This is a genomic window from Mucilaginibacter sp. P2_A5, from assembly GCF_056404995.1.
This window is the reverse complement of sequence record NZ_JBFUCY010000001.1, coordinates 411,451-431,485: the sequence shown is the minus strand read 5'-3', so window position 1 is coordinate 431,485 and position 20,035 is coordinate 411,451. Positions and strand designations below refer to the sequence as shown.

The following is a 20,035-nucleotide window of genomic DNA, read 5'->3' as shown; positions in this document are numbered from 1 at the left end:
CTAATCGCCGCCAATAACAACCTGTCTGCCTATGTCGACAGGGGTACAATAACATGTACAGCCGTTCCACCGGAACGCGTGGATCGCATGGAACGCCCTGGAACGCTTTGGTATTGACAGTCAATACTTTACATATTATCAAATTAAGAGATGGAACACTTTACATACTGAATATCAACCAATTGACGTTTTTGCAAAAAATAAAAAACACCTCCATATTCGCAATTTATAAGAACAGGAACCGGGAGTAAAAAATTACAAAAAGCTTCAATAAAAGTACATTTATGTGGAATTAATTACAACATTATAACAGGTAGCATGAAGTTTTCCCTACCTGGTGTTTAAAATTTATCACACCAAATAAAATGGATCTTTAATTTGCAAACGCGTCCAGCGCGGCCGTTGGTTTGCCCCCGGTATCAAATGCGCCCAGGCCATAACCCTGCCAGTTGTTGTACGCTTCGGGTTCCCAGTAAAAAACGCCTTTGCCGTTGCTGCCATTCACAGATTTTACTTTGCTGATAATATCCGACAGGAAAGCTTTTGCTTCCGCCGGTGCGCCAGCCTCCATCCCTACTTCAACCACCATAACCGGGGTTGCATACCGGGAAACCACATCGTTCATATTGGTTAAACATTGCGAATCCAAACCGGCCCAGTTTGTTTTGGATGGGTATAACGACATACCTATGATATCCCATTTGGCCCCATTTGCCTTCAAACCGTCAAACATCCAACGGAAAAGGCCATTATCATAACCGTTTGAAATGTGTACAATTACCTGGGTAGTTGGGCTCACTCCTTTAACAGCTGCATAACCGCTTTTAACCAAAGCGGCAAAGTTGGCCATGTTTTTTGAGGCGCGCCCATCTTCCCAAAGCATGCCATCGTTGGTTTCGTTACCAACCTGCACCCATAGCGGGGTAATGCCATTATCTTTTAGCGTGTTCATAACGCTTTTGGTATAATCATGCAGGGTCGAAGTCAACGTGGTAAAATCAAGCGCACCCCAGGCGGCGGGTTTGATTTGCTTACCCGGATCGGCCCACCAATCGCTGTAATGAAAATCGATCATGATATTAAAGCCCTGGGCTTTGGCACGCAACGCCTTGGCCACAACATCGGCCGTGTTGCAGTAACCGTTTGTTGGGTTAACCCAGGCACGTAACCTAATGGCATTAAATCCCAGGCTTTTTAAGAGGACAAACAGATCTTTTTGTGTACCCGATTTATCATAAAATTTAATCCCTTTAGCTTCCATTTCGGTAACCCAGCTGATATCGGCGCCTTTCGCAAATACCTTGACGGAATCAGCCACAACCGGCTCGGGCGTTGATTTTGTTTTGGAGCAGGAAAAATTTAAAAAGGATATCAACAACAAGCATGAGCACAGCGCCTTCTTCATCTGGAATAATTATAATAGGTAAACAAATGTAATGCTAAAAGCTAAAAGCTGAAAGCCTAAGGCAGAAAGCTTTTATCCGGCATCAAAACAGAAAGCAGGTATTAAAAATCCGGCATATGCCAAATTCTCAATACCTGCTTCGGTAACTTTATTTCCCGGCTTTGTGCTTTAGGCCTTCTGCTTTCGGCTCAAATATTTCCCGGCTTTGTGCTTTAAGCCTTCTGCTTTCGGCTCAAATTATAGTTTGCCGGTTCTCGACGGAACAGTGCTTGCCGACACATAGTTAAAGCTTTGCGTCTGATCGCCTACTATAATCTTGAACTCCCCTGCTTCGGTAACGGTTTTACTTATATCGTTTACAAAGGCAAGGTCTTTCGGGGTTATTTTAAACGATACTGTTTTTGTTTCGCCCGGTTTTAACGATATTTTATCATAAGCCCTTAAGCGTTTGGTATCCGGCGCAATACTGGCATACTGCTGGCTGGTATACAACAACACCGATTCCTTGCCCTCAACCTGGCCTGTATTTTTTACATCAACGGTAACAGTCAACGTTTCGTTATCCTTTAACTCAGGCTTGCTAATGTGCAGGTTAGCATAACTAAATGTGGTATAGCTTAAGCCGGTACCAAACTCGTATAACGGATTATAACCATGTTTATCATCCGGGTTACCGTTCTCCAGGTTCTTACGGTAGTAGTTGGTCAGGGCATTAGTAAAACGGGGATAAGTTATCGGCAATTTGCCCGATGGATTTACATCGCCAAATAACACACTTGCAATGGCATCGCCGCCTTCGTTGCCGGGTAAATAAGCCATCAACGTAGCTGCCGAAAGTTTCTCTGCATCGGTAACAATTCTTGGGCGGCCTTCGGCCAGTACAAGTATTACGGGTTTACCTGTTTTTGCCAGCGCCTGCGCCAATTGAATCTGGGCGGCAGGCAAGTTCAGGTCGTCAATGTTGCCTACGTTTTCGGTATATGATAATTCGCCAAGGCAAAGCACTATTACATCGGCTTTTTTTGCGGCATTAACAGCTTCGTCGATGTTTTGCAAACTGTCAAAACCAGCGCCTGCTTCGTAGCTCACATTATTTTTGCCGATTTTTTGTTGGACAGCCTCCAATATAGTATTCTTATTAGCTGCAAACTTGTCCGATTCATCGCCTTGCCAGGTGTAGCTCCATCCTCCATCCAGCGAACGCATAGTATTGGCCGTAGGACCGGTTACCAGCACTTTCATATCTTTTTTAAGCGGTAGCACATTGTTATTGTTTTTAAGCAATGTGATGGCCTCGTTTGCAGCCTGTACACTCGCCATGCGGTATTCTTCCGATCCGAATTTCGGGTAATCGTCCGGGTTGCCAACCGGGCGTTCAAATAAGCCCAGTTCGTACTTAACTTTCAATATGCGGTGTACAGCTTCGTTAATGCGGGCCATTGGTACTTTCCCTTCTTTAACCAGCTCAACCAGGTAGGTGAAAAAGGTATAATCGTATGGTACCATGCTCATATCTACACCGGCGTTAACCGCTATCATCACGGCATCTTTTTGAGTAGCAGCTACGTGATGACGGTCATGCAGGTATTGAATATCGCGCCAGTCGGTAACCGCTACGCCGTCAAAATGAAGTTCGCCGCGCAGTACGTCGGTTAGCAGGTATTTGCTGGCATGTACAGGTACGCCGTTAATTTCGCCCGAGTTAATCATCAGGGTTTTAGCGCCTGCTTTTACCGCTTCGGCAAACGAGGGTAAAAAGTATTCGCGCATATAACGGTCGGGGATCCAGGCCGGGGTACGGTCTTTACCGCTTAACGGAAAGCTATAGCCCAGGTAATGCTTCATACAGGCGGCTACATGGTATTTATCACCAACATTATTACCCTGGTAGCCTTTTATAATAGCGGCACCCATGGTTTTCACCAGGTATGGGTCTTCGCCAAAGGTTTCATAAATACGAGGCCAAAGCGCCGATTTGCCCAAATCGAGCACGGGCGAATAATTCCATGGAATATAGCTGGCGCGGGTTTCATAGGCAGTAATCTCGCCGGCTTTATGGGCAATATCACGGTTAAAAGTAGCTGCCACAGCAATTTCCTGCGGAAAAAGTGTGCTGCCAACAGTATAAGTAACCCCGTGTATGGCATCTATACCATAGATAACCGGGATTTTTAAACGGTCCTGGCCGGCGGCTTTTTGGATGGTTGATATTACATCATACCAATGCTCGCGGCTGTATGCATGCCCGGTTACATTTAAAATTGAGCCCACATGGTATTTCATGATGGCTTCTTTTAATTTATCAGCATCCAGCTCATGATCGGGCGCTTTTGTTTTTGACACCACATCGGAGGTAACCTCGGTCATCTGGCCTACCTTTTCCTCTAAGGTCATTTTGGCTATCAGGGCATCTACTTTTTTATCGATAGCACTCATCAGCGGCTTTTTTTGAGCCTGTACTGCCGGGGATATTACATTGAGCAAAAGTAAACTTGCTGCCGTTATGTAAATTTTTCGCATTTGTTAATTGATTTTATTTGAGAGATTTTTATTTAGTTGATTTCGTTTTTAAGCTTAACTGGTTTTGCAAAGCTTCTATCGCGTTAGCAAGGTAAGCCATAGGCGCATTCCAGTTTATGGTTACCTCGTTGGCGGCATAAGCCTGGGTATCGTCAATATAAGCTTCGTCAGGTACTTTGGATGGCGCTTTGATACCATCCTGCATGCCCGGATTTGGCCCGCCCACCAATAAACCGGGTACAGGCTCCGTTATGCCGTCACTTGCCGATGGACGGTGATGCGGGTGCAAAGGCGTTTTAGTGCCATACCCGGTTACATATGAGTACCCGGTAGCATTTCTGCCAAGCAGGTAATCCAGGTCGGCCAGGGCGTTATCCAGGTACCTTTTATCGTGCGATAACCTGTAAGCCTGCAATAGCAGCACACCCTCATTGGCCGCGTCGGAATTGCTGCCCCAGCCAAAATGTTTGGCAGATAGCGTCATGGAGGTTTGATAAGCATTGCCATCAACGCCTTTAATCAATTCATCGGCAGTAATTAACAACCTCTTTTTAATCTCGGGCAGCTCTGCAACGCCGGCATTGCTTTTGAGCAATGTATAATAGCCTAATAGTTTTACCTGGCTCCAGGCCGGTACCGGCATTTTATCATCGGGCAGCAGGTTGATATTTTTCAGGTAACCTGCATCCCGGGTGGTAACATAAAGCTCGGATGCTGCCCAGATAAACTCATCGGTAAAATTGTTGTCGCCGTAGCCGCCGGTGGTTACGGCAGGGTTAAATTTCCTGTTATTTTCCTCCTGCCGGTAGGCAACATTTGGATTTTGGACAGCCCATTTCCAGGCGTTTTTCGCGGTCATGAGGCATGAATCGGCCAGGCCTGGTGTTTGCTGCGGGAATTGTTTAAATATCCGGGAGGCCTGCGCCATAACAGCGGCAAAATCAAGCGCGGCAGCCGTACCTTTTTGTACTACGTACCGGGGCGTGGTGTCCTTATCCGGCATTTCAAACTTATCAAAAGCGGCGTTGGTTAATTTATGGTACACGCCGCCATCGTTAGGGTCCTGCATGGTAAGCATCCACCGCAGGTTCCATAATACCTCATCCAACACATCGGGCAGGGTATTGCCGCTTTCGGGAATATTGAGCTTAACCGTTTTCGTATAGGCCGGAAAATCCTCATACAATGAAAGCAAGGTGCTTGTGCTGATGCCGCTGTTAACTACGTATTTATTATAGTCGCCGGCATCATACCAGCCACCTGCCGATGAAATAATAGTGCCCGCCGGCCGCTTTTGGTTTGCTGCCGAAGGATGAACCAATACTTTATTATCCGGGTGCCCCGCTGCCCTGCTCCATTTACCGGCATACTTCGCGGGCAGCGGCGTTGATGCCCGCATAAAGTAATAGGCTTTGATAACTCCTTTCGCTACTTTCTGGTGAACGTTACCTGCTATTTTAAATGAATAAGAGCTGCCTGCGCCGGCAGCGGTCAGCCGGTATTCGCCTGGTTTTGTAAAATCGCTAAAATCGGCTATGTAAGTAGTTTTGCCTGCAAAAGACGGGCTTGCAGATGGTTTTAAGGTACCACTGAACACGGTGCGTTTATTTGGCGCCTGGATGGTAAACAATCGGGCATCGCCACTTAAAACAATTGCCTTTTTTATGGCGTTTGGATAAAACCCTATTTGGTTTAATCTTATTGGATTTGACGCGGTATCTGTAGTTTGGGCGGTGCCCGGCTTAACCATCAACAGTAATAAAAATATCCCTGTTGACCTGCCTGCCTGAATTTTGATGCTATTAAAATTTATATTCATTGTACTGCAACCTTTTGCGCGGTTTTGTTGGGTAACAAACCGGAATTTAAATATAGGTGTACAATTTACAATAAGTATAATACTATTATTGCCAAATAGGCCGAAAATATAATACTAAAAAGACAATTTATGATGTGTAACGGGCCGGGCGTACAAATAAAAAAGGCCTGCCATTATGTGGCAAGCCAGGTAATATTGTTGAACCGGGTTTAGCCCCTTTACAACGAAAATATTTTGTAAGCCAATGATAAGCTAAAAATGCTCACGCGGGTGTGCGAATAGCCCGGGCCATAGCTGATTTTATTCAAACCGCCTTCGTACCTTAAATCAACAGAAAAGTCTTTGATGTCTACCCCGGCACCAAGCTGGATGCCATAGTTGGCATCTTTGTAGTTTAACTTTGTTATTTCACTGCTTGCGCCACTAAAACTCTGATCTTTATTAACCGTAAAAGAAAAAACCGGGCCGCCATAAAAACGCCCTCCTAAGCCAAGCGCGCCAATTTTTGTACCTATAAGCAAGGGCACATCCAAACTTGTAAACTTAGCTTTGTTTTCGTTTCCGGCATCGTCCTTAACCGTTAGGTTTTTTGCTGTGGCATATAATTCTGGCTGAAAATTAAAACCGAGTGCACCAAATCGCGCCCAAACGCCTCCCAGGTAGCCTGCTTGCGAGCTGTTGTCATACTTTCCGTTTGCCGGAAATGCCGAGAAATTTAATCCCGCTTTAGCGCCAAATGAAAAGCTTGGCACTACCTGCGCCGATACAAAGCCGATGGATAACAGGCAGATACTAAAGGTAATTAAGATTGTTTTTTTCATTTTCGTAGGGTTATGTTTAGGCGATAAATTTATTAAAATTCCCCAGAAGCGGCAAAAAGTAATTTGAGAAGTCCCTAAATAGAAATCCGGTTTATATTACACGGCGATTGCGGTGATATATAAACCGGATATTTGGATTTAAATTCTGCGATAAATGTAAAACTTTTTTACAGATCCTAAAACTTTTCTGTTTTTTTTACAAGCTTAGTTGTCCCTGGTAATAATCTAATATTTTGTTGTAGATAAAGCAATCGTAACGGGCATTGATCATCGCGAGCTTGGTGCGGTCAAGATTGTTTTTGGTTACCACAAATTCAACTGATGTTAACACACCCGCGTTAAACCGGATCTCGGCAATTCTGAACGACTCTGAATAAGCTTTAACCTGTTCAAGCAAAACTGTATACCTTTCATAAGCAAGTGTCATGTTCAGATAGGCCTGCTCAACATTCTGTTTTAAAACTATTTTGGCATTATTCTCTACATATTTTGCTTCCTGGTAGTTAATTTTTGCCAGGGACACTTTATTCCGGTTCTGGAAATAGTTTAAGATAGGGATATGCAGACTTAGGCTTACCTGGGTATTGTAGTTATTTTTAAATTGATCGTAATAACCAATGTTTTGAATGCTATTGTTTGCAATTTTGGTATATACAGGCTGGTTTCCGCCCGCTCCTTTTACATATGAACCGGTATTTACTTCTGCCGAATCGATAAACGTTGATTTTTGTGCCGCGCTTGAATAATTGGTAAAGATACCCGCGCCCAAAGTAAGTGTAGGCAACAATGCGCCCTGGGCAACCTTTATGCCTTTTTCGGCGCTTTTGCTCCTTAATTCGGCCGCTTTAATATACGCTAATTGCTGCAGCGCCGTATTATATACCTGCTCTGAAGTCGCGTCGGTTTTGCTTGATACATCCTGTACGCTCAATGGTTCCAGCTTAAGGTTTTTGTTATACGGAATGTTTAACATTTGCATCAGGTTTAGTTTAGATACCTCCAATGCGCTTTTTGCGGACACAAGGTTTAGCTGGTTATCGCCATAAGTACCCTTCAAATCATACAGGTCTGATGGTACTTTATTGGCTCCTTCCTTTTCTAAAATAGTAAGCCGTTCAATTTGTTTTTTTGATACATCCAGTTGATTGGCCACCTGGTTCAATAATTCGGCATTATCCAAAACAGACAAATAGGCTGTAATAACCTGTATGGTTATCTGGTCTTTAGCCTGTTGAAAATCCATTTTACCTGCCTGGTACGAAAGCGAGGTTTGTTTAATATTATTTAAATTTTGCAGGCCGCTAAATAGTGTAAGGCTGCCGTTTAAACTATAATTGCCAGAAGTGAGCGACTGGTTTACGTAGCTATAGGTATATGTATTTAAACTCCGGCCGTTATTTACGCTGTGGTTAACGTCGGCATTAATGGTAGGCAATAAATACTCCTTGGCTTGCCTGTAGCCAACTGCCAGCCTTGCCATTTCCAGCTCGCTTTTCTTTACATCGAGGTTGTTTTTTATAGCGATGTCAACGCATTGTTTAATAGATAGAACAGAATCTGTTTGTGCCTGTACCTGTGTTGCCGACAGTGCTATCAAACCAAAAAATATAAATTTAAAATATCGCATTACTATATGATGATCAGAGTTGTTTTGATGATGCTATTTTACCGTCGAGCAGGTTAATGATACGGGTGCCGTATTCGGCATTTTTTTCGGAGTGGGTTACTTGTATAATGGTTACCTTATCTTCCTTGTTCAGCTTACGGAAAAGTTCCATGATCTCCTCCCCTTGTTTGGAGTTCAGGTTGCCGGTAGGCTCATCGGCCAATAACAATTTGGGTTTGGCAATCAAAGCGCGGGCAATGCCAACCAACTGCTGTTGCCCGCCGGATAATTGGGCAGGGAAAAGATCTTTTTTACCAACTATATTAAATTTATCCAGTATATCGGCAACCATGGCCTTACGCTCGGCACTTTTAAAATCCTGGTAAATTAACGGCGTTTCGATGTTTTCATAAACGGTAAGTTCGTCAATAAGGTGGTATGCCTGGAAAACAAAACCGATGTATTGCTTATATAAAGCCGAACGTTGTTTTTCTTTAAGCTGATGTACGGCATGGCCGGCAAAGTAATGATAGCCGTCGGTTGGCTCATCGAGCATACCGATAACGTTAAGCAAAGTTGATTTACCCGAACCCGAGGGCCCCATGATAGAAATGAATTCGCCCTCATCAACCTCAAGGCTTAAATCGTTAAGCACATAATTTTTCAGTCCGCTTACCTGGTAGTATTTTGAAATATGCTGAAGAGATAACATTTTTTTGTTTTGAATTAGTTAGTTGTGAATTAGTGATTTGAATTTTACTTAACAGCAATAATAATAATCATTTTATCATTCAGGTATCAATAATATACCAAACTTTCAAACAGTTAATTATCAGTAAGTTAATCCAAAACAAATAAATAATAACTGTACGCTTATGTAACATGGGGCGTACGGTTATGATACAATGTGGTGAAAGGTGAAAGGTGAAAGGTGAAAGGTGAAAGGTGAAAGGTGAAAGGTGAAAGGTGAAAGGTGAAAGGTGAAAGGTGAAAGGTGAAAGGTGAAAGGTGAAAGGTGAAAGGTGAAAGGTGAAAGGTGAAAGGTGAATCAATCGGGCTTCGCCGGTTGATTCACCTGGTTGGGACATGCCGCTAACGCAGCTGCCTTTTACCTTTCGCCTTTATCCTTTAACCTATACTATTCGCTTCTCAAACTTTTAACGGGGTTGCTTAATGCTGCCCGGATGGCCTGGAAGCTGATGGTGCCCAGGGCAATAACAGACGCCAGGATGCCGGCAACGGCGAAGATCCACCAGCTGATATCAATACGATAGGCAAAATCCTTGAGCCAGCTGTGCATAAACCAATAAGCCAATGGCGATGCGATGAAAAAGGAGATAATGACCAGTATAATAAAATCAATGGATAGCATATTGACAATTCCCGGCACAGTGGCGCCCAATACCTTGCGGATGCCAATTTCGCGGGTACGTTGTAGTGTACTGTATGATGCCAGGCCTAACAAACCAAGGCATGATATAAATATGGCCAGCACGGCAAAATTAAGGAACAGCTTGCCAAAACGCTGCTCGGCACGGTACTGACGGTCAAAAAACTCATCTAAAAAGTAATAGCCAAAGGGCCTGTTGGGGATTAACATCTTCCATTTATTTTCGATGGCTGCCAGTGTTGAAGCGGTATTTTGGGTGGACATTTTTACCGAAATCAGGGAAACGTTCCTCATTTCGATACGCATACTTAACGGTTTAATTACTTCCTGTAGCGAACGGAAGTGAAAATCCTTCATTACCCCTACTATTTTACCTTCGCGGCCCCATTGTTTAAAGCGCCTGCCTATTGCTTGCTGAGGCGTGCTGTAGCCAAATAGTTTAACCGCGGCCTCGTTCAGTAACATGGCCTGTGCCGTATCGGTACCAAACTGGCGATCAAAAGCACGACCGGCTACCATTTTAATTTTAAACTGGTTCACATAATCCCAATCAACAAAGTAAAGGTCGAGATTGGCAATCTGGAGATCGCCTTTTTTGTTCTCAATTTCGGAATAAGCGCCCGGATTACCGCCGCCCGGTATGCTTGATGAGCGGGCGGTTGATTTAACGCCCGGTATAGATGCTATGGCTTCTTTAAATGCATTGCCTGCAGGGTCGTCATTGGTATCGATGATGAGCATTTGGTCTTTAGAAAAACCGAGATCGCGGTTTTGCATAAAACTCATTTGCGAATAAACAACGATGGTGCCAATGATGAGAAATATCGAAATGGTGAATTGGGCGATAACCAATGTTTTACGTAACACATTGCCCTTTTTACTGCCCGAAAACCTGCCCTTTAACACCGAAACCGGCATAAATGACGATAAAACCAATGCGGGGTAAATACCCGCAATAAGCCCTATACCCACAGATGTACCCAGCAATATGGCCACATAATACCAGTTGGAAAAAATACCCGCGCTGATTGTTTTACCGGCAAGCTGGTTAAATAATGGCAGCAATAAAGCAGAGAGTATGATGGTGAGCAAAAACGCGATAAGACAAAGCACCACAGATTCGCCGATAAACTGGCCGGCCAGTTGCCCTTTTTCGGCGCCTACCACCTTGCGGATGCCTACCTCCTTGGCCCGCTCAACCGAGCGTGCCGTAGTTAAGTTTACAAAGTTTATACAAGCTATCAGCAATATAAATATGGCCACAACAGTAAATATATAAACGTTGTTAATGCTCCCCGATTCCTGCCCGCTACGTTTCGAGTACAGGTAAACTGTTTTCAAGGGCTCTAAAAATAGCTTGAAAAACATGTGCTGTCTCTTTTCTTCTTCGCCGTTACGGCGTTCTAAAAATGCAGGCAGTTTAGCTTCAAGGTTTTTAGGATTTGTGCCGGGCTTTAACAGCAGATATGTTGATGCTCCAAAATTGCTCCATTGGTTATCCAGCCCCTTATTAAACTTTTGAGTGAGCGAAACCATCGATATCAGCATGTCCGCTTTAATCTGCGAATTTTCGGGAATATCCTTCATAACCCCGGTAACTTTGGCCGGGATATTATCGCCGGTAACCAGTACGGTTTGCCCGACAGGATCTGCCTTGCCAAAATATTTTTTTGCTGCCGATTCGGAAAATACGATTGTGGCTACTTCCGACAATGCAGTTTTGGGATCACCTTTCAGCAGTTTAAAATCAAAAACCTTAAAAAATGCAGAGTCGGCAAATATGGAGTGCTCTTCCTGGAATTTAACGTTCCCTTTTTTTACCAGGAAACTGCCGCCGCTTATCCTTACAAACGATTCCACTTCGGGAAAATCGGCTTTAATGTTTGGCGCAAATGGCCACGCCGTAACGCCCGTATTGATGGTCTCGGTAGGCGTTTTTATATCCGTGACCAGGCGATAGATCCTATCGGCCTTTGTATGCATCTTATCGTAGCTTAGCTCGAAGCCTACATACATGAATATAAAAAAACAGGCTGTTATCCCTATGGATAAGCCTGTTATATTGATAATGGAAAACGCCTTATGCTTCCAAAGGTTACGCAAAGCAATTTTGATGTAGTTTTTTATCATTTTATTTATTGGTTCATTAGTTCACTGGTTCATTAGTTCATTGGTCTTGTCCTGGTGGATCACTGGTTCGTTGATCTTGTCTGATGGGTCATTTGTTAACTGGGTTCGTACGTCCTGTTTATTCGCTTAGTGGCGACTTGCTGACACCAAGCCGTCCCATGCAAACTCTAAAACATTCCACCAATGAACTAATGAACCAGTGAACCAATGAACTCATCATTCGCTCCTTAAACTTTTTACCGGGTTGGCCAGCGCGGCCAATACCGACCGGTAGCTTACGGTTATCGCCGCTATCACAAAGGTGAACAGTATAGATTCAAAGAAGATTTCGGGCCCGATAGAGATCCTGTATTGAAAATCTTTTAGGTAATTATGCATGGCCCAATAGGCTAATGGCGATGCAATGACAAACGCAATCAGCAATAAAATGGAAAACTCTTTACCAAAAACCCAAAGCACCGATGTAATGCTTGCGCCCAAAACTTTACGTACGCCGATTTCCTTTGTTTTGCGTACAGCCATAAACGATACCAAACCATACAAACCAAGGCAACCAATGGCGATAGCGATACCCGCAAAGGCCTCAATCAGGGTCAACAGAATATTATCCAGCTCATAAAACTTTTTGATATTATCATCCAGGAACTGGTACGAGTAAAACTCTTCGGGGAAGCTTTGGTTCCATACCTTTTCAAACGATGCTAAAGATGCCTTGGCATTACGCATATTCATTTTAATGGCCACGGTTGAATAACCTTTATAATTCGGCATGATGCATACCGGCGATATTTCGCTGTGGAAGGAATAGTTATAAAAGTCCTTTACCACGCCCACTATTGGCGCTGTTGTGCCTTTGCCGTTAATTGACAGCATTTTACCTATCAAATCCTGTGGCTTCATGTTTAGTTTTTTGGCTACCATTTCGTTCACCACAAACTCACGTGTAGTATCTGACGGGAAAAAATTACGGCCGGCAACCAATTTTAATCCAAAGGTTGAAATGTAATTTTCATCTGCCGATTTAACATTGATACTCCAATGTTCTTCTTCGGGCCGATGGTCGAAATTAACCCCGGTACTATTATTGGATTGCGAAGCGGGCGGCCTGAAACAATAAGTAACTTTTTCGACACCCTGAATTTGGTTTAACTGGTTTTTCAACGTGCTTAAAATAGCCTTGTCGTCATTTTTAGGAATAGGTATCATTACAATAGCATCCTTGTTAAAGCCCAGGTCGGCGGTTTGCGAGTAGTGCAGCTGCGATACAATGATGATAGTACCGATAATCAAAACCTGCGATATGGTAAACTGGGTAACTACCAGCACCCTACGCAGTGAAAACCCGCCGATGTCCTTTTGCGAAAGTTTGCTTTTAAGCGCCTGGATAGGCTGAAACCTTGCCAGCACCAAACCCGGATATGAACCCGATAAGAACACTACGGCAATACCGATCAATATAATAAATATAGCCAGCGCTGTTTTATCAAACTGCATTTCTGACTGAAACAGGTGATTAATAGCTGGCAAAGCTATGTATGATAACGCTACAGCAACCAATACCGCCGCTGTAGTTATTAAAGCGGTTTCGGCAATAAACTGCCAAAACAGCTGACTTGGCATACTGCCCAACACTTTACGTACACCAACCTCTTTTGCGCGGTTAAGCGCCTGCGCCGTTGCCAGGTTAACAAAATTTACGCTGGCTGTAATAATCAGGAATAAGCCGATAAAAAATAGCGCCCAAAGGTATTTTTTATCAGCATAGCCATTTAACTCGGCATTAAAGTGCATATCATTAAGTGGCTGAAGTTTAAAAAACCAAACTTTTAAATCGCGGCCGGTATAATGTTTTTTAATAAGTTGAGCGGTTACCGCATTAACCTGGGCCTGGGTTACCCCTTTTTTTAACTTGGTAAAGGCCTCGCTGCCGCTGTATACACCTCCCCAATTCTCTTCCCGCCGCTTATTGCCGGTGTACTCGTCCATGTTACCGTACGATACATAAATCTGTTGCCTGCGATCGGTGTTGTTGGGCAAATCTTTCAAGATACCGGTAATGGTAAAGTTCACCTTATTATCCAGGCGAAACACTTTGCCAATGGCATTATCGTTACCAAAATATTTTTGCGCTATTTTTTGGGTAACCAACGCCTCGCCCGGAGCTACCAACATTTTCTTTTTATCGCCCTTAATTAGCGGAAAGTTTAAAATGTCAAAATATTCAGGCTCGGTGAAAGCCACGCCGTCTACTTCCTGGAATTTTTTTACCTCCGTGCCTTTTGTTATGGTGATAAGCGTACCCTCAAAATTTATTACCCTCGCGGTTTTTTCGCCGATAGTAAAGTCGTTCCTGAAGGCCTTCCCTAATGGCTGCGGCACACCGTTTGATTTTCCGATGCCATCATCATGCCACTCGGTATATAAACGATATATCCTGTCCGAATCCTTATGAAAGGTATCAAAGCTTAGGTGATAGGTAACCAACGTGAATATCAATATCCCGCAGGCAATACCCAACGCCAAGCCAATAACACTGATAGCGGCATAGGTCTTGTTGCGCTTTAAATTACGCCAGGCAATTTTAATGTAGTTCTTTATCATAGTAGTTCAATTGTTCATTAGTTCATTAGTTCATTGGTACTGGCAGCTAACTTACGGTGCCGCATTAAAGTAAATTGTCATCTCATCACTTGCCGCCCTACACTCACTACTCCACTATTCGCTCCGCAAACTTTTCACCGGATTGGCCAGCGCCGCACGTACTGCTTTATACCCTACAGTAACCCAGGCAATAACCACCGAAGTAGCAATAGCCAGCAGGAATACCCATGCGCTGAGCGAAATACGGTAAGCAAAGTTTTGCAACCAGCCGGTCATCACGTACCAGGCCAAAGGCGTGGCAATTACAAAAGAGATAACGATAAGTACAATAAACTCCTTTGAAAACAGGTAAACAATGCTGCTCACCGATGCCCCTAATACTTTACGGATACCAACCTCTTTGGTACGCTGTACTGCCATAAACGATACCAGGCCATACAAGCCAAGGCAGGAAATAAAAATGGCTATACCGGCAAATATTTTGTAAACCATCGCCATCTGGTTTTCTGCCTGGTAAAATTTGGCAATATTATCGTCCAGAAAATAGCCATTGTAAGCATATTCGGGATAGGTGTTCTCCCACATTTTTTGCAATTCGGCAACAGTTCTACTTAAGTTTTTGGTCTGAATTTTGATGGCAACGTTCCCTTCAAATTTTTTTGCCGGGCTGATAACAATTGGCTTTACGGTTTCACGCAGCGAGTTGGTTTTAAAATCCTTAACTACACCCGATATTGGCATCCATTTGCCGCCACCACCAAACTGTACTGTTTTACCGATGGCGTTTTCAGCGTTTTGGATGCCTAATTTGTGAATAAATGTTTCATTCACTACTACCTGTTTAGCAGTATCGCTTACATCATAACCTTTACCGGCAATAAATTGCAATCCGAATGTTTTAAAATAATCAGCATCGCCGAATTTTAAATAAGTGTTAAAGCCATTATCCTTTTTCGTGTTATTGAAGTTAAAATTGGTACCCCAGTTATTTTCTGACGATGGTGCATCCGAAGTAAAACTTACCGATTTTACCGCCGGGTTTTGCATCAGCTGCTGCTTGTACGATGCCATTTTGCCAAGGCTGATACTATCGGTATAACCAGGAATAATAAGTACTGCCCCTTTGTTAAAGCCCAGGTCTGCTTTGTTCACATAGTCCATCTGGTTCATTGCCACTATTGTACCGATGATTAACAACTGCGAGATGGCAAATTGAGCAACCACTAAAGCCCTGCGCAATGGAATGCCACCAATTGAAGCAGCTGTAATTTTATTTTTTAAAGCCAAAACCGGTTTAAAGCCAGATACCACCATTGCCGGGTAAACTCCGGATAACAGGATAACTATTACCATTACCGCTGCTACAAAAAGCAGGTTTACCGCAGTGAACAAACCTATACTTTCGGGTACATTGGCTATATTTTTTAGTTGGGGCATAGCAACTTTGGCTATGGCCAAAGCAAGTATTACCGAAAAAAATACAACCAGGGTAGTCTCGCCTATAACCTGGCCAATCAGTTGTTTACGTGTACTGCCCAATACTTTGCGAATACCAACTTCTTTCGACCGGCCAACAGATTGTGCTGTTGACAGGTTTATAAAATTGATGGATGCCATTATAATGATCAATATGGCTATTAACGACAGCGTACGCAGGGTGGCGTAGTTCATGGTATGATCGGCAAGCGGATTGCCAAAACGGGTATCAAAATGAAAAAGTGATAAGGGTTGGGCCAGTATGTTGGTTTTAGAAATTCCGTTTTTGTAATGTTTTGCCGAGAAGATCTTCAGCTGCGAACTTATATTGCCGGCACTCATGTTTTGAGGAAACAGCATAAACACCTGGTGGTTGCTACTGGTAGATCCCCATTCGCCGCTATAGTTATAGTCTTTGCCATGGGCTTTCCAGGAAACAAACGATACCATTATTTTAAATGGAAAATCGCTGTTTACAGGTGCGTCCTCAATAACCCCGGCTATTTTCAGCGTCATTACATTATCCATTTTAAGGATTTTGCCAATCACATTCTTCCAGTCGCCAAAGTATTTAATAGCGGTGCTTTTATCAATCACCACCATATCAGGATCTTTTAAAACCGAGGCGCTACCGGCAAGCCACTGTGAACTGAAGATATCGAAAAATTGTGGCTCGATGAATAAAACGCCCAGGTTCTCGGTAAATTTTTTATCGCCGGTTCCATTACCCGATCCATCGGGAACGGTGATCTGGCTGCCATAGCTGCTATTTATGGCGGCTACTTTTGCCTGCGGAAAATCTAAGCGGAGTGCCTCGGTAGCAGGCACGGCAATACCAGGATTGTAAGTGAGGTCGGCTTCGTGCTTTTCCTGGGTTACAACATGGTATATATTTTTATAATTGGGCTGAAATTTATCAAAACTCAACTCAAAACTGATAATAACAAAAATGAGCAAACAAGCCGCTATGCCAACAGTTAGGCCGGCTATGTTTATACTTGAATAAGCTTTATGCCTTATAATATTACGCCACGCTATTTTGAAGTAATTCTTGATCATGTGATATGCAGATTTGTGCACATGGTTTAAAACACATACCAAAACATTAAGTTACTGATAATCAATTTGATGTGTTATTTAAAAATTACAAACATGTTCGTAAGCGTAACAGTGAGTGTACGCTAATGATACAGTGGTTTTGGCAAAAGGTTAAAGGCGAAAGGGAAAAGGTCGCATTAACCGTAGAACCACCTTTCGCCTTTTCCCTCCATACTATTCGTTTCGCAAACTTTCAACCGGGTTAGCCAGTGCTGCTTTAAGCGATTGATAACATACCGTTGCAAAAGCTATCAGAACAAATAAGGCCGCTGCTAATGCAAACACCCACCATTGAATATCTATGCGGTAAGTAAAATCCTGCAAGTATTTACTCATCGTTAACCAGGCTATGGGCGATGCTATTACAATTACAATTACAATTGCAATTACTACCAGTTTAATGAAATCGGCAGAGAGTAATGCGGTAATATTGGTTGCCGATGCTCCAAGCACCTTACGGATGCCTATTTCTTTGGTACGCTGTACGGTAAGCAGCGATATTAAACCTAAAAGACCAAGGCAGCTGATAGTTCATTGGTAGAGTTGTTTATTAGTTTTGGCTTTGCATTAACAGATTAGCGCTGGTAAGGCAAGACCAATGAACCAGTGAACTAATGAACCAATAAACATTACTACTCGCTCTTTAAACTTTTAACCGGGTTGGCTGTGGCAGCTTTTATGGTGTGATAACCAACGGCTATCAGCGCCATAACTACTGCTATTGTACCCGAAATAAATACCAGGCCAATATCGGGTTTTATTCGATAAGCATAAGTTTGCAGCCATTTATCAATGCCCAGCCAGGCTATCGGTGCGGCTATTACAATAGCTATAAGCACAAGCTTCACAAAATCGATTGATAGCAACGTGGTTATTGATGTTACCGAGGCTCCTAACACTTTGCGAATGCCAATTTCTTTAATGCGCTGCTCGGCGGTAAATGTTGCCAGGCCAAATAGCCCCATACAAGCCATGAATGCAATAAGGAAACTGAACAATGTAAAAAGCTGCTGCAATTTGTTATCAGCCTTATATTGCTCCTGCAATAAATCGTTTACCCATCGGTATTCAAATATTTTACCGGGAAAAAATTGTTTCCATAGTTTATTAACGTTGGTTAATACCTGCTTTTGGCTACCAGGCTGCACCCTCACCAGCATACTGCCATAAGTAATTTTATTGTCTGCGACAATCAGCGTTGGCGACATTGCAATTTTAAGCGACTCGTTATTGAAATCTTTAATAATGCCCACAGGTATGCCACGCATGTTTAATATAGGCTTGTTTAATTCTTTGATGTTAAGCGCCCGTGCTGTATAAGCTGTAATTAATACAGGCTGTGTCATTTGCGCTTCCTCAAACCTCTCCATGCTTTTCTGCATTAATGAATCGGAATTTAATGCATCATTTTCAAATTTGCTGCTAAGCAACCGTCCCTTCTCCAACCGGAGTTTTAAGGTAGTAGCCAAATCCACATCAGCTTTGATATAGGTGGCCTGAATTTTATTGCCCTTTTGATTAGGATCATCAACCATTGTTGTCATAAAGCCGCCACCGCCGGAAGGGTACCACGTACTGATACTGGCATTTTCGACGCCGGCAATTTTTAGCACCTCTTGTTTAAAGGCATCGCCACTTGTACCCCAGCCGGTTTCGTTAATACGCAGCAGGTTATTTTTATCGTACCCTAGATCTTTATTATTAATAAACTTAAGCTGTTTTTGAACAACAGTTGTACAAATTAGCACAGCTACAGATATGGTGAATTGTACAACAACCAAAGCTTTACGCAACACGCCGCTACCCTGCTGAGTTCCGGTATTGCCTTTTAAAGCCGTTGCCGGTAAACGCCCCGATAAAAGTAAAGCCGGGTATAATCCGGTTAATAAACTCACCAGTAAAACCACCCCGCATATGGCCGAAAACATACCAATGTTGCCGGATAGTGTCAAAGTAAGCTTGTACCCTAAATAGTTTTCGACCGGGTTAAGTAAAATGCTATAAACAAATATGCCTATGGCAAAAGAGATAACGAAAAACAAAATCGACTCAAACAAAAACTGGGCAATCAAATCGGCCTTAGCAGCGCCAAGAACTTTGCGGATCCCCACTTCGGCTATCCGTTTCAGTGCGCGAGCGGTGGTTAAATTGATAAAGTTGATGCAGGCAATAATCAATAACAACACCGCGATGCCGCTAAAGATGTATACATTGCTTATTTTACCCTGCACACGCTGGTATCCGCCAAAATCAGACTTTAAATAAACATCTGTCATCGGTTGAAACTCATAACTGACATTCCTGCTGTTTCCTTTTGTAAACTGGGCGTACCATTTATTAACCTTGGCACTGAATGTTTTTACCGAACTGCCCGGTTTTAGCAGAATGTATTGCGAAGTAAATGTACCAAAGCCTGCTTTATTGAGTTGATTGTAGTCGGCATCATGTTCATTTAAAATAAGCATATCTGCCCTTAAATGCGTGTTTGAAGGAATATCCTTTATAATACCGGTAATAATATATGTCTTCGCTTTACCAAAATCTGGAATATCTGTTATGGTTTTCCCTATGGGGTTTCCGTCAGCAAAATATTGCTTCCTTATTTTTTCGGTGATGACAAGGTTGGGGTACCCGGGAACAAACTTCTTAGGATTACCAAGCACAACCGAAAAGTCCAGCACATTCCAAACGCTTGGTTCGGCTGATAGTGCAACAATACTTACACCATCCTTGTTGTCGCCCAGTTTATACCGGGACTCTCTGTCTACCATCCTGCAATAATCCTTTACCTCCGGAAAATTGGCTTTTAGGCTTGGCCCTAAACCGGTAAAGCTTCGGGGCGATTTATCCACCAAGTTTTTATCGCTGTTATCTACCGTTATTACCCGGTAAATTTTATCCGCGTTTTTCCACTGCCTATCGTACGACAGATCGTCTATAACAACCGTAGCAACCAGCAGGCATGCAGCCATACCGATAGTAAGCCCGGCTATGTTTATCAGGGAATAAACCCTGTTGCGTTGTAAATTACGGAGGGCTATCTTGATATAATTCTTTATCATTTTATTAGTTCAATGGTGGCATTGTTAATTAGCTTGGTTCACTGGAACGTGGGCATAGCGGACAAAAACAGTAGCGTAGAGTACACCAGACTTACGAAGTTTTAAAA

General features: G+C 43.1%; 11 protein-coding genes and 1 pseudogene. 1 reads left to right on the top strand and 11 read right to left on the bottom strand.

Going from position 1 to position 20,035, the window contains the following annotated elements; translation table 11 throughout:
- Positions 1-373: 373 nt before the first annotated feature.
- From AC1DXF_RS01645 to AC1DXF_RS01605, 9 genes are all read right to left on the bottom strand, one after another.
- Positions 374-1,405 carry a glycoside hydrolase family 53 protein gene (locus AC1DXF_RS01645; protein ID WP_477445438.1) on the bottom strand — a complete coding sequence of 344 codons (1,032 nt, stop codon included), beginning with the start codon at positions 1,403-1,405 and terminating at the stop codon, positions 374-376.
- A 237-nt stretch (positions 1,406-1,642) separates the two neighbouring features.
- Positions 1,643-3,925, bottom strand: a complete 2,283-nt coding sequence (locus tag AC1DXF_RS01640; protein WP_477445436.1) for a glycoside hydrolase family 3 N-terminal domain-containing protein — start codon at positions 3,923-3,925, stop codon at positions 1,643-1,645.
- 28 nt (positions 3,926-3,953) lie between these two features.
- Positions 3,954-5,744, bottom strand: coding sequence for a glycoside hydrolase family 9 protein (locus tag AC1DXF_RS01635; RefSeq protein ID WP_477445434.1), 1,791 nt, complete (start codon positions 5,742-5,744; stop codon positions 3,954-3,956).
- Between the two features lie 218 nt (positions 5,745-5,962).
- Complete coding sequence (locus tag AC1DXF_RS01630; protein ID WP_477445432.1) at positions 5,963-6,565, bottom strand: porin family protein; 603 nt, start codon at positions 6,563-6,565, stop codon at positions 5,963-5,965.
- A gap of 196 nt (positions 6,566-6,761) precedes the next feature.
- A complete protein-coding gene (locus tag AC1DXF_RS01625; protein WP_477445430.1) occupies positions 6,762-8,192 on the bottom strand; it encodes a TolC family protein in 1,431 nt (476 codons plus the stop codon).
- 13 nt (positions 8,193-8,205) lie between these two features.
- Positions 8,206-8,883 carry an ABC transporter ATP-binding protein gene (locus tag AC1DXF_RS01620; protein WP_090651025.1) on the bottom strand — a complete coding sequence of 226 codons (678 nt, stop codon included), beginning with the start codon at positions 8,881-8,883 and terminating at the stop codon, positions 8,206-8,208.
- Between the two features lie 426 nt (positions 8,884-9,309).
- The gene (locus AC1DXF_RS01615) at positions 9,310-11,691 is read right to left on the bottom strand and encodes an ABC transporter permease (protein ID WP_477445427.1); all 2,382 of its coding nucleotides are present in this window, start codon (positions 11,689-11,691) and stop codon (positions 9,310-9,312) included.
- A gap of 216 nt (positions 11,692-11,907) precedes the next feature.
- Complete coding sequence (locus tag AC1DXF_RS01610) at positions 11,908-14,292, bottom strand: ABC transporter permease (RefSeq protein WP_477445425.1); 2,385 nt, start codon at positions 14,290-14,292, stop codon at positions 11,908-11,910.
- Between the two features lie 114 nt (positions 14,293-14,406).
- A complete protein-coding gene (locus tag AC1DXF_RS01605; RefSeq protein ID WP_477445423.1) occupies positions 14,407-16,827 on the bottom strand; it encodes an ABC transporter permease in 2,421 nt (806 codons plus the stop codon).
- 175 nt (positions 16,828-17,002) lie between these two features.
- Between AC1DXF_RS01605 and AC1DXF_RS01600 the strand changes: the two are divergent.
- Positions 17,003-17,065: pseudogene (locus AC1DXF_RS01600) on the top strand (hypothetical protein); the annotation flags it as partial.
- On the opposite strand, the gene AC1DXF_RS01595 reads toward AC1DXF_RS01600, so the two are convergent.
- Complete coding sequence (locus AC1DXF_RS01595; protein WP_477445461.1) at positions 17,041-17,394, bottom strand: ABC transporter permease; 354 nt, start codon at positions 17,392-17,394, stop codon at positions 17,041-17,043. The pseudogene AC1DXF_RS01600 and the gene AC1DXF_RS01595 sit on opposite strands and share 25 nt — an antisense overlap.
- Before the next feature lie 104 nt (positions 17,395-17,498).
- Positions 17,499-19,928, bottom strand: coding sequence for an FtsX-like permease family protein (locus AC1DXF_RS01590; RefSeq protein WP_477445421.1), 2,430 nt, complete (start codon positions 19,926-19,928; stop codon positions 17,499-17,501).
- Positions 19,929-20,035 lie beyond the last annotated feature (107 nt).